The organism is Paramicrobacterium fandaimingii (assembly GCF_011751745.2).
Classification (GTDB): Bacteria; Actinomycetota; Actinomycetes; order Actinomycetales; family Microbacteriaceae; genus Paramicrobacterium; species Paramicrobacterium fandaimingii.
Map to the genome: position 1 here is coordinate 2,147,026 of NZ_CP061170.1, position 14,225 is coordinate 2,161,250.

Annotated in this window: 16 protein-coding genes; 2 read left to right on the forward strand and 14 right to left on the reverse strand. The window is 61.5% G+C overall.

The features are described from left to right. Nucleotides 1-18: 18 nt before the first annotated feature. The 13 genes from HCR84_RS10385 to prmC form a co-directional block, all read right to left on the reverse strand. The gene (locus tag HCR84_RS10385; protein WP_166981307.1) at nt 19-759 is read right to left on the reverse strand and encodes a YaaA family protein; all 741 of its coding nucleotides are present in this window, start codon (nt 757-759) and stop codon (nt 19-21) included. A 31-nt stretch (nt 760-790) separates the two neighbouring features. Beyond that, nucleotides 791-1,060, reverse strand: coding sequence for a F0F1 ATP synthase subunit epsilon (locus HCR84_RS10390; RefSeq protein ID WP_166981305.1), 270 nt, complete (start codon nt 1,058-1,060; stop codon nt 791-793). A gap of 2 nt (nt 1,061-1,062) precedes the next feature. After that, a complete protein-coding gene (atpD, locus tag HCR84_RS10395; RefSeq protein ID WP_166981302.1) occupies nt 1,063-2,526 on the reverse strand; it encodes a F0F1 ATP synthase subunit beta in 1,464 nt (487 codons plus the stop codon). 32 nt (nt 2,527-2,558) lie between these two features. Then, nucleotides 2,559-3,455, reverse strand: coding sequence for a F0F1 ATP synthase subunit gamma (locus tag HCR84_RS10400; protein WP_166981299.1), 897 nt, complete (start codon nt 3,453-3,455; stop codon nt 2,559-2,561). A 3-nt stretch (nt 3,456-3,458) separates the two neighbouring features. After that, complete coding sequence (atpA, locus tag HCR84_RS10405) at nt 3,459-5,087, reverse strand: F0F1 ATP synthase subunit alpha (protein WP_166981297.1); 1,629 nt, start codon at nt 5,085-5,087, stop codon at nt 3,459-3,461. Nucleotides 5,088-5,139: 52 nt separating this feature from the next. Beyond that, nucleotides 5,140-5,934 (reverse strand): F0F1 ATP synthase subunit delta, encoded by a 795-nt coding sequence (locus HCR84_RS10410; protein WP_166981294.1) that lies wholly within the window; start codon nt 5,932-5,934, stop codon nt 5,140-5,142. 6 nt (nt 5,935-5,940) lie between these two features. Then, nucleotides 5,941-6,501 carry a F0F1 ATP synthase subunit B gene (locus tag HCR84_RS10415; RefSeq protein WP_166982050.1) on the reverse strand — a complete coding sequence of 187 codons (561 nt, stop codon included), beginning with the start codon at nt 6,499-6,501 and terminating at the stop codon, nt 5,941-5,943. A gap of 29 nt (nt 6,502-6,530) precedes the next feature. Beyond that, the gene (gene atpE, locus HCR84_RS10420) at nt 6,531-6,764 is read right to left on the reverse strand and encodes an ATP synthase F0 subunit C (RefSeq protein ID WP_098407340.1); all 234 of its coding nucleotides are present in this window, start codon (nt 6,762-6,764) and stop codon (nt 6,531-6,533) included. 44 nt (nt 6,765-6,808) lie between these two features. Further along, nucleotides 6,809-7,603 (reverse strand): F0F1 ATP synthase subunit A, encoded by a 795-nt coding sequence (gene atpB, locus HCR84_RS10425; protein WP_166981291.1) that lies wholly within the window; start codon nt 7,601-7,603, stop codon nt 6,809-6,811. A 172-nt stretch (nt 7,604-7,775) separates the two neighbouring features. After that, a complete protein-coding gene (locus HCR84_RS10430) occupies nt 7,776-8,222 on the reverse strand; it encodes a Cg1360 family ATP-synthase-associated protein (protein WP_166981288.1) in 447 nt (148 codons plus the stop codon). Beyond that, on the reverse strand, nt 8,219-9,478 hold the full coding sequence (locus HCR84_RS10435; protein ID WP_166981285.1) for an MraY family glycosyltransferase: 1,260 nt from the start codon (nt 9,476-9,478) through the stop codon (nt 8,219-8,221). The genes HCR84_RS10430 and HCR84_RS10435 overlap by 4 nt, the downstream gene beginning before the upstream one ends. An 8-nt stretch (nt 9,479-9,486) precedes the next feature. Beyond that, the gene (locus HCR84_RS10440) at nt 9,487-10,146 is read right to left on the reverse strand and encodes an L-threonylcarbamoyladenylate synthase (protein WP_166981282.1); all 660 of its coding nucleotides are present in this window, start codon (nt 10,144-10,146) and stop codon (nt 9,487-9,489) included. A 415-nt stretch (nt 10,147-10,561) separates the two neighbouring features. After that, on the reverse strand, nt 10,562-11,434 hold the full coding sequence (gene prmC, locus HCR84_RS10445) for a peptide chain release factor N(5)-glutamine methyltransferase (protein ID WP_166981277.1): 873 nt from the start codon (nt 11,432-11,434) through the stop codon (nt 10,562-10,564). A 140-nt stretch (nt 11,435-11,574) separates the two neighbouring features. On the opposite strand from prmC, the gene cysK reads away from it, so the two are divergent. Together cysK and epsC are read left to right on the forward strand one after the other, a co-directional pair. Beyond that, entirely contained in the window at nt 11,575-12,513 is a 939-nt protein-coding gene (gene cysK / locus HCR84_RS10450) for a cysteine synthase A (protein WP_166981274.1), read from the forward strand. A gap of 2 nt (nt 12,514-12,515) precedes the next feature. Continuing rightward, nucleotides 12,516-13,079, forward strand: coding sequence for a serine O-acetyltransferase EpsC (gene epsC / locus HCR84_RS10455; RefSeq protein ID WP_166981271.1), 564 nt, complete (start codon nt 12,516-12,518; stop codon nt 13,077-13,079). Between the two features lie 6 nt (nt 13,080-13,085). On the opposite strand, the gene prfA is transcribed toward epsC, so the two are convergent. Then, nucleotides 13,086-14,165, reverse strand: coding sequence for a peptide chain release factor 1 (gene prfA / locus HCR84_RS10460; RefSeq protein ID WP_166981268.1), 1,080 nt, complete (start codon nt 14,163-14,165; stop codon nt 13,086-13,088). Nucleotides 14,166-14,225 lie beyond the last annotated feature (60 nt).

The following is a 14,225-nucleotide window of genomic DNA, read 5'->3' on the forward strand; positions in this document are numbered from 1 at the left end:
GATCAGTCTCCAGTCCGCCTACACGATCAGGGCGATCTCGTCCTCTGTCCGCTCAAGTCTCCATCCGGAGGCAGCGGCCCACTCGACAAGGGCGTCAAGGTCCGTGAAGTCCCGTTCCGCGCAGATCACTGCGCGAGCGAACTCCCCTTTTGCCTTCTTGTTGAAGTGGTTGAGCGCACGACGTCTGCCATCAGAACCTGTTGTGAGCACACGCACGTAGTACGAGCCCACACGATCGGGCGCGGCCCCTAACTCGGCGTATCCCTCAGACCGCATGTCGATGATCAGGTCGTTTCGCTCGGCAAGGAGCGCGCGCAGGGAGTCTCGCCAATGCTTCTTCAGGGACAGACCGGGAATGCGACTGGACTGTGAGAGCCGGTATGCCGGAATTGGATCCAGCGCATGAACGAGCCCAAAAAGGGCCGAGTGAATGACAACGTGCCTATCGGCGAACGCCCGTTGAGACGGAGTGAGAGTCTCGCTGTCGAGTGCTTCGAAGAGCACGCCCGTATACCGGTCGAGGGCGGGCATGGTGGGAGCATCGAGCAGCCGCCCGTTGATGTCGACCTCACCGCGCTGCTTCGGCCCCAGCTTGAGTGCCGAGACCATCGCCTCGGGAGTCTTCGCCAATTCGGTCAGAGCGTCGAGCAGCGCAGAGCGATGCGCAGCCAACTCGGGGAACCGAAGCGCCTGTGCAGACAGCGAAAGCCCCGTGCCACCTGCTCTCTTCGTCTCAGACGGAGGGAGCAGGATCAGCACGGGGCGTTCGAATGAAGAGAGATGCGGAGAGCTATTTGACCAGCGTCGCGTTGCCCGCGACAACGGTGACTGTGTCGTTCTCGACAGAGAGAAAACCGTCATCGGCCTTCGCCGTGACTTTCTCACCGGTTGTCGTGGTCACGCGCACCTCGCCTGTGGCGAGGATCGCGAGCATCGGCTCGTGACCGGCAAGGATCCCGATCTCGCCCTCGACGGTCTTTGCGATGATCTGCGAGGCTGCGCCCGACCACACTTCGTGGTCGGCCGCGACGACGCTGACCTGCAGCGAACGACTCGCCATGATCAGCCGTTCTCCTTCTGAATGCGCGCCCACTGCTCTTCAACGTCGGTGATGTCACCGACGTTGTAGAACGCCTGAACGGCAACGTGGTCGAATTCGCCCTTGCTGATGGCGTCGAACGACTCGATGGTGTTCTTGAGCGGGACTGTTGACCCGTCGACACCCGTGAACTTCTTCGCCATGTAGGTGTTCTGTGAGAGGAACTGCTGAATGCGGCGTGCGCGCTCAACGGTGATCTTGTCTTCTTCGGAGAGTTCGTCGACACCGAGGATGGCGATGATCTCCTGAAGTTCCTTGTTCTTCTGCAGAATCTGCTTCACCGTCGTGGCCACACGGTAGTGGTCGTCGCCCAGGTACCGGGGGTCGAGAATACGGCTCGACGAGGTGAGAGGGTCAACGGCCGGGTAAAGGCCCTGCGATGCAATTTCACGAGAGAGCTCGGTCGTTGCGTCGAGGTGCGCGAAGGTCGTTGCCGGCGCGGGGTCGGTGTAGTCATCGGCCGGAACGTAGATCGCCTGCAGTGAGGTGATCGAGTGGCCGCGCGTCGAGGTGATGCGCTCCTGGAGCACACCCATCTCGTCAGCGAGGTTCGGCTGGTAGCCCACAGCAGATGGCATGCGGCCGAGAAGCGTCGAGACCTCGGAACCTGCCTGCGTGAAGCGGAAGATGTTGTCGATGAAGAGCAACACGTCCTGCTTCTGAACATCGCGGAAGTACTCGGCCATGGTCAGCGCAGAGAGCGCAACACGCAGACGTGTGCCTGGCGGCTCGTCCATCTGACCGAAGACAAGAGCCGTCTTGTCGAACACGCCGGCTTCGTCCATCTCCATGATCAAGTCGTTGCCCTCACGGGTACGCTCACCGACACCGGCGAACACCGACACACCACCGTGATCCTGCGCAACACGCTGGATCATCTCCTGGATCAGAACTGTCTTGCCCACGCCGGCGCCGCCGAAGAGGCCGATCTTTCCACCCTGAACATACGGGGTCAGAAGGTCGATCACCTTGATGCCGGTCTCGAACATCTGAGTCTTTGACTCAAGCTGGTCGAAGTTCGGTGCCTTGCGGTGGATAGGCCAACGCTCGGTGATCTCGATCTTCTCGCCCGGCTCGGCGTTGAGCACGTTGCCGGTCACGTCGAAAACGCGACCCTTGGTGACGTCACCAACGGGCACGGAGATCGGTGCACCGGTATCGATGACCTCTTGGCCGCGAACGATGCCATCCGTCGGCTTGAGCGCGATTGCGCGAATGACGTCATCACCAAGGTGCAGTGCAACCTCAAGCGTGATTTTGTGCGTTGTGCCGCCGATAGTGATCTCGGTGGTCAGCGCGTTGTAGATGCCGGGGATCGAGTCGTGCGGGAACTCGATGTCCACGACAGGACCGGTCACGCGGGAGACGCGGCCGATTGCACCGGCCGACTCTTCCGCCTGCTCCGGAGCGGTGGCAGTGTCTGTCATAGCTCTTTCTTCTCTCTTCGTGGTCGAAGCTCTTATGACCCAGATAGAGCGTCGGCGCCGCCGACGATCTCTGAGATCTGCTGGGTGATCTCCGCCTGACGCGCGTTGTTGCGCAGGCGAGTGTAGTCCGTGATCAGCTTGTCTGCGTTGTCGCTCGCCGACTTCATCGCCTTCTGCGTCGCCGCGTGCTTCGCGGCAGCAGACTGCAGCATTGCATTGAAGATGCGGCTCTCGATGTAGACGGGCAGAAGCGAGTCGAGAACGCTTTCGGCGTCCGGTTCGAACTCGTACAGCGGAAGCACTTCGGTGCTCTCGGGTTCTTCAACCCCTTCCACAACCTCGAGCGGCAGCAGGCGCACAACCTCAGGGGTCTGCGTCATCATGCTGACGAAGCGGTTGTAGACAACGTGAATCTCGTCGACGCCGCCCGATTCAGCATCCGTCTCGAATGCCGTGAGAACGGTCTTCGAGATCTCTTGCGCTGAAACGAACTCGGGCGCTTCGGCGTTGGCGATCCACTGCCCTGCAATCGGGAACTTCCGAAATTGAAAGTAGCCGACGGCCTTGCGGCCGAACAGGTAGTGCACGACCTCTTTGCCCTGGCTGCGCAGAAGCTCAGTGAGCTCGCTCGCCTCCCTGAGCACCTGCGAGTTGAATGGACCAGCAAGGCCACGGTCGCTCGTCAGCACGATGACCGCCGCGCGCGTGACCTTCTCAGGCTCCGTCGTCAGCACGTGGTCGACGTTCGAGTAGGTGGCGACCGCCGACACAGCCCGTGTGATCGCCCGGGAGTAGGGGCCAGAGGCCGCGACCCGCGCTTGCGCCTTGGCAATGCGGGACGCGGCGATGAGCTCCATCGCCTTGGTGATCTTCTTAGTGGTCTGCGCAGACTTGATTTTCTGCGTGTAGACCCGAAGCTGTGCGCCCATAGATTATCGACGTCCCTTGACGATCTTCTCTTGGTTGACGTCTTCTTCGGGGAGCTCCTCGACAACCTCGCTCGAGAGCGACTCGCCCTCACCTGTCTGGAACTCCGAGAGGAACGTGTCAACAGACGACTCGAGGCTCTCAACGACCTCGTCTGTGAGTTTGTTGGTCTCGCGCAGCTGGTCGAGCACGTTCGTGTTGCGGCGAACATAGTCAAGGAGCTCACGCTCGAAGCGCAGCACGTCTTCGACGGGAACCGTGTCGAGCTTGCCCTTCGTGCCTGCCCAGATCGACACGACCTGCTCTTCGACCGGGTACGGCGAATACTGCGGCTGCTTGAGCAGCTCGGTGAGGCGTGCGCCACGCTCAAGCTGACGGCGGCTGGCCGCATCGAGGTCGGAGGCGAACATGGCGAAAGCCTGCAGCGAACGGTACTGCGCAAGCTCAAGCTTCAGTGTTCCCGAAACCGTCTTGATGCTCTTGACCTGAGCGTCGCCACCCACACGCGACACCGAGATTCCGACGTCGACGGCCGGGCGCTGGTTTGCGTTGAATAGGTCGGACTGAAGGAAGATCTGCCCGTCTGTGATGGAGATCACGTTTGTCGGAATGTATGCCGACACGTCGTTCGCCTTGGTCTCGATGATCGGAAGACCCGTCATCGAGCCGGCACCGAGCTCATCCGAGAGCTTTGCACAGCGCTCGAGGAGGCGAGAGTGCAGGTAGAAGACGTCACCGGGGTATGCTTCGCGGCCCGGCGGGCGGCGCAGAAGCAGCGAAACTGCACGGTAGGCTTCTGCCTGCTTTGACAGGTCATCGAAGATGATGAGCACGTGCTTGCCGCCGTACATCCAGTGCTGGCCGATTGCCGAACCCGTGTAGGGGGCAAGGTACTTGAAGCCAGCGGGGTCGGATGCCGGTGAGGCAACGATCGTCGTGTACTCGAGTGCGCCAGCCTCTTCCAGCGCGCCCTTGACCGATGCGATCGTCGAGCCCTTCTGACCGACGGCGACGTAGATGCAGCGAACCTGCTTGTCGGGGTCGCCCGACTCCCAGTTGTCCTTCTGGTTGATGATCGTGTCGATCGCAAGAGCGGTCTTGCCGGTCTGGCGGTCGCCGATGATCAGCTGGCGCTGGCCGCGGCCGACGGGAATCATGGCGTCGATCGCCTTGACACCGGTCTGAAGCGGCTCGTGCACGCTCTTACGCTGCATCACGCCAGGAGCCTGAAGCTCAAGTTCGCGACGCCCCTCGGTTGCAATTTCACCGAGGCCATCAATGGCATTGCCGAGCGGGTCGACAACGCGACCAAGGTAGCCGTCGCCAACGGGAACCGAGAGAACCTCGCCCGTTCGAGTAACTTCCATGCCCTCGACGATCCCGGAGAATTCACCGAGGACGATCGCGCCAATCTGGTCTTCTTCGAGGTTCTGCGCGAGCCCGAGCGTGCCGTCCGCGAAGCGGATGAGCTCGTTTGCCATCACGCCAGGCAGTCCCTCGACGTGCGCGATTCCGTCACCGGCATCGGTGACGTAGCCAACCTCAGTCTTCGATGCCTTGTCGGGCTCGTATGCCGAGACGAAGTCCTTGAGAGCATCCCGGATTTCATCGGGGCTGATCGTAAGTTCTGCCATCTTCTTCCCTATCTGTGCCGGGGATGTTCCCCGATAAGTGTATGAAACCGGTCTATCCGGCGAGCTTGAGTTTCAGGTCGCTCAGTCGCGAGGAAAGGCTCGCGTCAATGACATCGTCACCCGCTTGAATGCGCATTCCGCCAATGAGCGTTGGGTCGACAACGAGATTGAACGTCACGTCGCGGCCGTATGTCGACGACAGACGTTCCCGAAGCCGATCGAGCTGAGCATCGTCGAGCGTGCCAGCGCTCGTGACTGTCGCCACGATGCGGCCGCGCTGGTCAGCAACGACCGATGCGGCATCGCGCAGGAGCTTTCCGATACGACGGCCGCGAGGCTGCTGGAGCAGACGCGACACGATGATCACTGTGGCTTCTGACGCCTTGCCGCTCAACAGCCGCGTGACGACATCCGCCTTGCGCGCTGGGTCGCCGAGCTTCGAACTCAGCGCCAACTCAAGCTCCGCGTTGCTCGTCACGACTTGCCCGAACTGAAACAGCTCCGACTCAATCGCCGCATCGCCCGACCCAACAGCCGCCGCACGAATGCCGAGTTCTTCGACAGCCGCAAGCAGGTCATCGGCAGATGACCATCGGGCACCGGCAACAGTCTCGAGAAGCGACGCCACCGTGGCGTCGACGCGACCGCTGAAGACGCGTCCGAGCACCTGCTTCTTGGTCTCGGTGCTTTCGGCAGGGTCCGCGATCAGCGTGCGCAACTGCGCAGAATCGCCAAGAACGTGGCCTGCGTCGAGCAGAGACGCCGCGGACGAGAGGTCGACGGAATCGGCGACGGCGCCCAGCGCCGCTACCGACTGAGCGAGTGCTTCTCTTGTTGCGCTACCCATTGCGGATTACTTGTTCCCTGCTGTTGTCTTCTCGGATTCCTCAAGGTCCTTGAGGAATCGATCCACGACCGCGGTTGCCTTCTTGTCGTCGTTCAGCGACTCGCCAATGACATTGCTGGCCAGTCCGAGTGCAAGCGAACCGACTTCGCTACGCAGCGAAACCAGTGCCGACTGACGCTCGGCCTCGATCTGCGCGTGAGCGCTCGTCGTGATGCGAGTCGCTTCCTCGGTTGCCTGGTCCTTCGCCTCGGTCACGATCTTCTTGCCGTCTTCCCGAGCACCCTCGCGAATGCGACCGGCTTCAGCGCGGGCGTCGGCAAGTTGAGCCGTGTATTCCTCGAGTGCCGCCTCTGCCTTGCGCTGCGCCTCATCGGCCTTGGCGATGTTGCCCTCGATCGCTGCGCCACGTTCGTCAAGCATCACGTAGAGCTTGGGAAGGACGACCTTCCAGAACACGACGAGAACGATAACGAAGCACACAGCCGACCAGATGATGTCGTACGTCGCCGGGAGAATGGGGTTATGTGCTGCCCCGTCCTCGGCCGCCGTCACAAATGTGTTCAGCATCATTCCTCCTTACGAGTGGTGAAAGAGGATCAGACGAAGATGTAGAAGGTCGCGATCCCGATGAAGGCGAGAGCCTCGGTAAAGGCGATACCAATCCACATCAGCACCTGGAGTCGACCTGCGAGCTCGGGCTGGCGTGCGACACCCTCAATGGTCTTGCCGACGACGATGCCGATGCCGATTGCCGGGCCGATGGCAGCGAGGCCGTAACCGACCGTTGCGATGTTTCCTTCAATTGCAGCGAGAACGGTTGTTGCGTCCACGTGTTTTCCTTCCGTGATGGTGAGCAGGCGGTTGCCGTGCCCGATTAGTGCTCCTCAGCGACCGCGAGCTGAATGTAGACCGCAGTGAGAATTGCGAAGATGTAGGCCTGAAGCACAGCGACAAGCACTTCGAACAGGGTGAACACGAGGCCGAAGGCCAGCGTGAACACTCCGAGCGCCGTGAACCAGCCGCTGAGCGAGATGATGAAGAACTGCGTCGCCGCAAAGAACAGCACGAGCAGCAGGTGGCCGACGATCATGTTCATCATGAGTCGGAGCGTCAACGTGATGGGGCGGATGATAAACGTCGAGATGAACTCGATCGGCGTCACGATGATGTAGACCGGCCACGGCACCCCCGCGGGGAAGAGCGCGTTCTTGAAGAACCCAGCAGGACTCTTCTTGATGCCCGCGTACACAAACGTGATCCACGCGACGATTGCGAGCACAAGCGGCACGCCGATGACGGAGGTACCGGCGATATTCAAGAACGGAATGATGCCCGTCAGGTTCATCGCGAGAACCATGAAGAACATCGTCGACAGAATCGGGAGGAACCGCTTTGCATCGACCTTGCCCAGAAGGTCTTCTGCGATGCTCACACGAACAAAGTCGAGGCCCATCTCGACCAGGCTCTGAAAACGGCCCGGAACGACCTTCATGCGACGCGTGCCGAGCCAGAACAGCAGCACGACGGCAAGAACAGCAATAAAGCGGATCAGGATGATCCGGTTGATCTCAAAAGGAGTGTCTGCGAAGAGCAGCACTTCGGGGAAGAACTCGGCGATCGAAGGAGAGTGGAATCCACCATCGTCGGCGGTCGGCACGAGCAGGTTCACAGCGTTCGCTATCAGCGCTATCTCCTGGATTTTCAGAGCAATGAGCAAGGCTCACGCTACGTTCGATCGGTGGGAAAGACGCCATACCCGGCAGCCGTAGGCACACACCCGGCAGGGAGAATCTCCGTCTACTTTAGCAAACCTTCTGGCATTCTACGAATCGTAGAAGTGCCTATTTATCACGACTTTCATCGTCCGGCAATGTATCGCCGCTCACGTACGGCACCCTCACCTTCGCGACGACAACGCCGTCCACGACGAGCGACCCGATCACACCGGCGATCACCGCAAGGAAGAAGATGGTGTCATTCACCCAATCTTGCTGCTTCACAGCCCAAGCGAGAACCAGGAAAACAACGAATTTCACGAGCCATCCGCCCATGACTCCCGCGAAAAAGATGGGAACGAAGAGATCACTGCCGGCCTTTCGATTGGCCAACAGGATGCTGACGGCGGTGACGCTCAGAAAGACCAGCGCCACAACGGCCCCAAGCAGGGCGCTGATAAGCCCGCGCGATCCATCAACGAAGATGCCGACGACGCCGCCGACAACCGCGATGATCGCGGTGACGGCCGCTCCCCAGATGAGGCTGGCGCGAAAAACAGGATTGGAGGTCATGATGATGTCCCTTCGGTGCCCGAAGCGGGATCTGCTTTGTGAGTGTGATTGTCGGCGACGGCATGGTCTAGCGGGTCGTGCCCTCGCTGCTCGACGCTCGTCTCTTGCTCGGGAGTGAGCTGCGCTGCAACTTCATGCCGTTTGCGCCGCCCGAGCGGCGCAAACGTTGCGATCGTGCACGCAACGACGCCCGCGAGGAAGAAGACCAACGCGTACCAATAGGAGTCGAAGAGAAAGAGAAAAAGACAGGGCACCGAGATGACGACAGTCCACGCATAGAAGATCAGCACCGCGTGCAGCTCGGAGTGGCCCATGTCGATGAGGCGGTGGTGCAGGTGCAGGCGGTCTGCGCTGAACGGACTCTTTCCCGCACGCAGACGCCGGAACACGGCGAGGCTGAAGTCGACGAGCGGCACAACGAGAATCGTGATCGGCAGGAGCAGCGGGATGAATGCTCCGACAAGCTGCGACCCTCCGAGCACACCGCCGTCACCGCCGTTCTCAACCGCGGATGGGTCAATCTGACCGGTGATCGAAATTGCCGACGTCGCCATCAGCAGCCCGACAAGGAGTGCGCCTGCATCTCCCATGAACATCTTCGCCGGATGCCAATTCAGCGGCAAAAAACCCGCACAGACGCCGAGCAGCACAGCCGAGATGAGCAGCGAGAGGTTGAAGTAGTTGTATTGGCTCACCGTGCGAACCAGCAGGTAGCCGTAGACGAAGAACACGCCGTTGGCGATGAGCGCAACGCCGCCGACCAGTCCGTCAAGACCGTCGATGAAGTTGACCGCGTTCATGACGAGCACAATCGTGAACACGGTGAGGATGAACGACATCCAGCTCGAACCGACAGTTCGTCCCGCGATCGGAAGGGAGTAGATCTGCACGCCGAGCCACGCGATCAGGCCGGCAGCGAGAAACTGCCCTGCAAGCTTGATCATCCAGTCGAGGTCGATCAGATCATCGACGATCCCGAGCACGACGATCAGAAGCGTCGCCCCGAGGATCGCGAGGATCGGCCCCGGCTCATCGAAAATCACCCCGAAGAACGGGTTGAAGGATGCGATCAGCATCGCGGCCGCCACCCCGAAGAACATCGCCACTCCCCCGAGGCGCGGCGTTGGTCGCGAGTGCATGTCGCGCTCTCGGATGGGCGGATACAGCTTGAAGCGCAGAGCGATCCTATAGACCGCCAGTGAGAGCACCCACGTGATGATCATGGCCGCAAGGGCAATGAGCGCATACTGACGCATGAACCGTCCTAGTCGTTCGCAAGGCGGTCGCCGAGGACCTCACGAAGCTGTTCGCGCGAGATGACGCCCTCGCGGAGAATTGTCGCCTGACCATCATCGATGGTGAGCGCCGTTGCGTCCACGATCGTCGACGGAATGCTCTTTCCGTCACCGGCATCCAGATATACCTCGACGCTCTCACCGAGCATCTCACGAGCAGCATCCGCCGACTCTGCCGGAGGGAGCCCGGTTTTGTTCGCGCTGGAGACTGCAAGCGGCCCGCTCTCGCGCAGGAGCTCAAGTGTGATCGCGTTGTCGGGCATTCGCAGGGCGACAGTGCCGTCTGTCTCGCCCAGATCCCACACAAGCGACTGCTGAGCGGGAAGGATGACCGTGAGCCCTCCAGGCCAGAACTCCTCGACAAGTCTGGTCACGAGTTCGGGCACGACAGATGCGAGCGCCGTCAGCGTGTCTGTTCCCGAGACGAGAACGGGCGGCGGCTGCTGTCGTGTGCGCCCCTTCGCGTCGAGAAGGCGCTGAACCGCTGCAGGGTTGAATGCGTCAGCGGCGATCCCGTAGACAGTGTCAGTGGGGAGCACGACGAGCTCGCCGCGACCAAGCGTGGTGCGCGCGAGCCGCATTCCGGTGAGAAGCTCTGAATCGACAGAGCAGTCGTAGACGTTCGACATCGCCTGCGATTGTATCGCGACGCCAGTGTGAGAATGCCGCGCACGTCGCGCACCGGCATCCTCATCCCCGTCACCGTCAGGGCCTCACGGCGCGTCGTCGAAACATCCACGTGCTCCAGACAGCCGCTATCGCGAGGATACCGAGGCACCAAAGCAGACCAGCGACACCGTTCAAACCGACGTCGCCTCCGACAAGCAGCGCCCGAACTGCGTCGATCAGAGGAGTGATCGGCTGGTTCTCGGCCACCCATTGCAACCAGGCCGGCATCGTCTCGACGGGCACGAACGCGCGGGAAAGCTACGGAAGGGAGAGGAGAACAAAACCATAGGCATTCGCCGCGAAGCAGAGACCCGCACGAAGGCACGCGAACGTGCGGCAAAGCTCAAAGAGAAGGCGTCGAAGAAGCGCTGAGATCTACGCCCTGATCGCCGTCGTCGCGCGATCGCGCAGTGTGAAGTCGGGGAACGTCGCCGGTGCCCGCCAGCCGTCTGCCGCGAGAATCGTGCGAATCGCCTCCCCCTGCTGCTCACCGTGCTCGATCACGAGGGTTCCGCCTGGGTGCAGCAGACGTGCTGCCGTGACAGAAAGCACCCGCACGACGTCGAGCCCATCCTCTCCCCCGTAGAGCGCCGCCGTCGGGTCAAAGAAGCGCACTTCGGGGTCAATTGGAATTGCTGCGTTCGGAACATACGGCGGGTTCGAGATGACGACGGATGCCGTGCCATTCAGCTCGGGAAGGGCATCGCCGAGGTCGTCAAAGACAAGCCTCGCATTGGGCGCGCCGACCCTGCGCGCGTTTTCCGACGCCCAGAGAAACGCGTCAACCGAATTCTCGACGGCATACACGCGAGCCGATGGCACTTCGAGGGCCATCGACAGCGCAATTGCGCCGCTCCCCGTGCCCAGGTCGACGGCGATCGGCGACGGATCGGGGATGGCGAGCAGAGCATCAATCGCGATCTGCGTCACCTGCTCGGTTTCCGGACGGGGCACAAACACACCGGGTCCGACACGCAGCTCGAGGCGGCGAAATCCCGCAACGCCGGTGATGTGCTGCAGCGGCTCCCTGGTTGCCCGGCGCCGCACAAGGCCCTGCAGTAGCTCAACGTCACGCGCCAGCATCCGCCTCTCGGTCAGGCGAGCAGCCTGAACCTCTCCGCGGCCGATTCGAAGAACATGGCCGACAAGCAGCTCCGCGTCGACGTCGGCCGTGAGGATTCCCGAGCGCGTGAGTGTCGCCTCAGCGGCGTCGAGAACCTCGGGAACTGTGAGACTCGGTGATGACATGACACCCTTTCGTAACGAACGATCGGCGCACCAAGCCTAACGTCGCGCTCAGTCACAGTTGTCATATGGCCACCGTGTGAGACTAGTCTCGACAGAGCACCAATTAAACTTGTAGCTATAAGTATCGAAGGAGAGAACCCGTGACAGGAAAGATTCACGCGAACATCACGGAGGCGTTCGGGAACACCCCGCTCGTCACGCTTGGCCGCACCGCCAGCGGTGTCTCAGCACAGGTCCACGCGAAACTTGAGTTCTACAACCCGGCCGGAAGCGTGAAAGACCGCATCGGCATCGCCATTCTCGATGCCGCCGAGGCCTCGGGCGATCTGAAGCCGGGCGGCACCGTCGTCGAGGGAACAAGCGGAAACACCGGAATCGCGCTCGCATCCGCTGGTGCGGCCCGCGGTTACCGGGTGGTGCTGACCATGCCGTCGTCGATGAGCATGGAACGTCGCATTCTGCTGCGCGCATTCGGCGCAGAGCTCGTGTTGACCGACCCAGCGGGTGGGATGCGCGGCGCTGTCGAGAAGGCAGAAGAGATCGCCGCCGAGACCCTTGGCGCGATTCTCGCTCGCCAGTTCGAGAACCAGGCAAACGTCGATATTCACCGGACGACAACCGGCGAGGAGATCTGGCGCGACACAGAGGGCAACGTCGACATCTTCGTCGCGGGCATCGGTACGGGCGGCACGATCACGGGAGCCGGGCAAGCGCTCAGGGCACACAACCCCGACATTCAGATCGTCGCCGTCGAGCCAGCTGACTCCCCTGTGCTCAGCGGAGGCAAGGCGGGTCCGCACAAGATTCAGGGCCTTGGCGCGAACTTCGTTCCTGCCCTTCTCGATACCGAGATCTACGACGAGGTGCTCACCGTCGGCGTCGATGACGCGGTGAAGACGGCGCGGACGCTCGCGACGGACGACGGCATCCTTGCGGGTATCTCGTCTGGCGCCGCCGTGTGGGCAGCGTTGCAGGTCGCCGCACGCCCGGAGAATGAGGGAAAGAACATCGTCGTTGTCGTTCCCGACTTCGGCGAGCGGTATCTCTCGACGTTCCTCTACGAGGACCTCCGCGACTAACGATGGGGTTCTGGGCTCGCCTTCGCGAGGACATCACTGCGGCTCATGTTCACGACCCCGCTGCACGAGGCGCGTTCGAGATCGCCGTTGTCTATTCGGGACTGCATGCGATCTGGTGGTATCGCCTCAATCATCGACTCTGGGTCCGCGGCCTGAGGCTGCCTGCGCGCATCGGCTCGCAGGCGGCCCGCGCGCTCACGGGAATCGAGATTCACCCGGGAGCGCATATCGGTCGACGACTTTTCATTGACCACGGCATGGGCGTCGTGATCGGCGAAACTGCGCAGCTCGGCAATGACGTGATGCTCTACCACGGTGTGACGCTCGGCGGAAAGGGCGGAGGCAAGGGCAAACGGCATCCGACACTCGGCGACGGGGTCACCGTCGGCGCGGGGGCGAAGGTGCTCGGCCCTATCGTGATCGGCGGAGGCAGCATCATCGGCGCGAATGCCGTTGTGACAAAGGATGCCCCACCGCACTCAATCATCGTTGGCGTGCCCGCGCGAGCGCGACCGCGCGTCGCCGGCGAACGTTACGGCCTCGCCGAGCCCGACTACCACATCTGACTGAGGTCAGTCGTTGTCGGCGAGGGCGGCGAGACGCGCCTCTTCGTCAGACTGGATGCATGACTCGATGACCGAGTCGAGATCACCGTTCATGACATGGTCGAGGTTGTATGCCTTGTAGCCGGTGCGGTGATCGGCAATGCGGTTCTCGGGAAAGTTGTAGGTGCGAATGCGCTCGGAACGATCCATCGTGCGGATCTGGCTCTTGCGAGCGTCGGATGCCGCAGCATCCAGTTCCTCTTGCTTTTTGGCGAGCAGCCGGGCCCTGAGAACGCGCATCGCTGCCTCACGGTTCTGAATCTGACTCTTCTCGTTCTGCATCGAGACGACGATCCCTGTCTCAATGTGCGTGATGCGCACTGCCGAGTCTGTGGTGTTCACCGACTGACCTCCCGGTCCAGATGATCGAAACACATCGACGCGGATGTCGTTCTGGCTGATCTCGACCTCTTCGGGCTCGTCAACTTCGGGAAAGACCAGAACTCCGGTTGTCGACGTGTGAATACGACCCTGCGATTCGGTAACCGGAACTCGCTGAACTCGATGAACCCCGCCCTCGTACTTGAGGTGAGCCCACACGCCCTCCGCGGGATCGTTCGACGATCCTTTGATGGCCACCTGCACGTTCTTGTAGCCGCCCAGATCGGATTCATCGCGTTCGAGGAGCTCGGACTTCCACCCCTTCGACTCGGCGTAGTGAAGGTACATGCGCAGCAGATCAGCGGCGAAGAGCGCGCTTTCGGCGCCGCCCTCGCCTCCCTTGATCTCCATGATCACGTCACGGCCGTCGTCGGGGTCGCGCGGAACCAAGAGGCGCCGAAGCTTCTCCTCCGCCTCAGCAAGCATTTCCTCGAGCCCCGGAACTTCGTCTGCGAAAGCGTCGTCTTCCTTCGCCAGCTCCTTCGCTGCGGCAAGGTCGTCTTGGGCGGCGATCCATGCGGAATGCGAAGCGATGACCTTCGACAGCTCTGCGTAGCGCCGGTTGATCTTGCGAGACCTGGCCGGGTCAGCGTGCACGGCTGGGTCGGCAAGTTGCTCTTGAAGATCGGCGTGCTCGTCGATGAGAGCGGTCACTGATTCAAACATTTCTTATTCCGTTTCGTGAGGTCGAATGAAACGAGAGAACCCGTCTGCTCCGCGACACCT

What these genes read in the sequence shown, in the direction of transcription:
- HCR84_RS10410 (WP_166981294.1), bottom strand. Translation starts at nt 5,934, where the DNA reads ATGGGTAGCGCAACAAGAGAAGCACTCGCTCAGTCGGTAGCGGCGCTG.
- prfA (WP_166981268.1), bottom strand. Translation starts at nt 14,165, where the DNA reads ATGTTTGAATCAGTGACCGCTCTCATCGACGAGCACGCCGATCTTCAA.
- atpD (WP_166981302.1), bottom strand. Translation starts at nt 2,526, where the DNA reads ATGACAGACACTGCCACCGCTCCGGAGCAGGCGGAAGAGTCGGCCGGT.
- prmC (WP_166981277.1), bottom strand. Translation starts at nt 11,434, where the DNA reads ATGTCATCACCGAGTCTCACAGTTCCCGAGGTTCTCGACGCCGCTGAG.
- HCR84_RS10390 (WP_166981305.1), bottom strand. Translation starts at nt 1,060, where the DNA reads ATGGCGAGTCGTTCGCTGCAGGTCAGCGTCGTCGCGGCCGACCACGAA.
- epsC (WP_166981271.1), top strand. Translation starts at nt 12,516, where the DNA reads ATGGGGTTCTGGGCTCGCCTTCGCGAGGACATCACTGCGGCTCATGTT.
- atpA (WP_166981297.1), bottom strand. Translation starts at nt 5,087, where the DNA reads ATGGCAGAACTTACGATCAGCCCCGATGAAATCCGGGATGCTCTCAAG.
- HCR84_RS10415 (WP_166982050.1), bottom strand. Translation starts at nt 6,501, where the DNA reads ATGCTGAACACATTTGTGACGGCGGCCGAGGACGGGGCAGCACATAAC.
- HCR84_RS10435 (WP_166981285.1), bottom strand. Translation starts at nt 9,478, where the DNA reads ATGCGTCAGTATGCGCTCATTGCCCTTGCGGCCATGATCATCACGTGG.
- HCR84_RS10400 (WP_166981299.1), bottom strand. Translation starts at nt 3,455, where the DNA reads ATGGGCGCACAGCTTCGGGTCTACACGCAGAAAATCAAGTCTGCGCAG.
- HCR84_RS10440 (WP_166981282.1), bottom strand. Translation starts at nt 10,146, where the DNA reads ATGTCGAACGTCTACGACTGCTCTGTCGATTCAGAGCTTCTCACCGGA.
- HCR84_RS10430 (WP_166981288.1), bottom strand. Translation starts at nt 8,222, where the DNA reads ATGACCTCCAATCCTGTTTTTCGCGCCAGCCTCATCTGGGGAGCGGCC.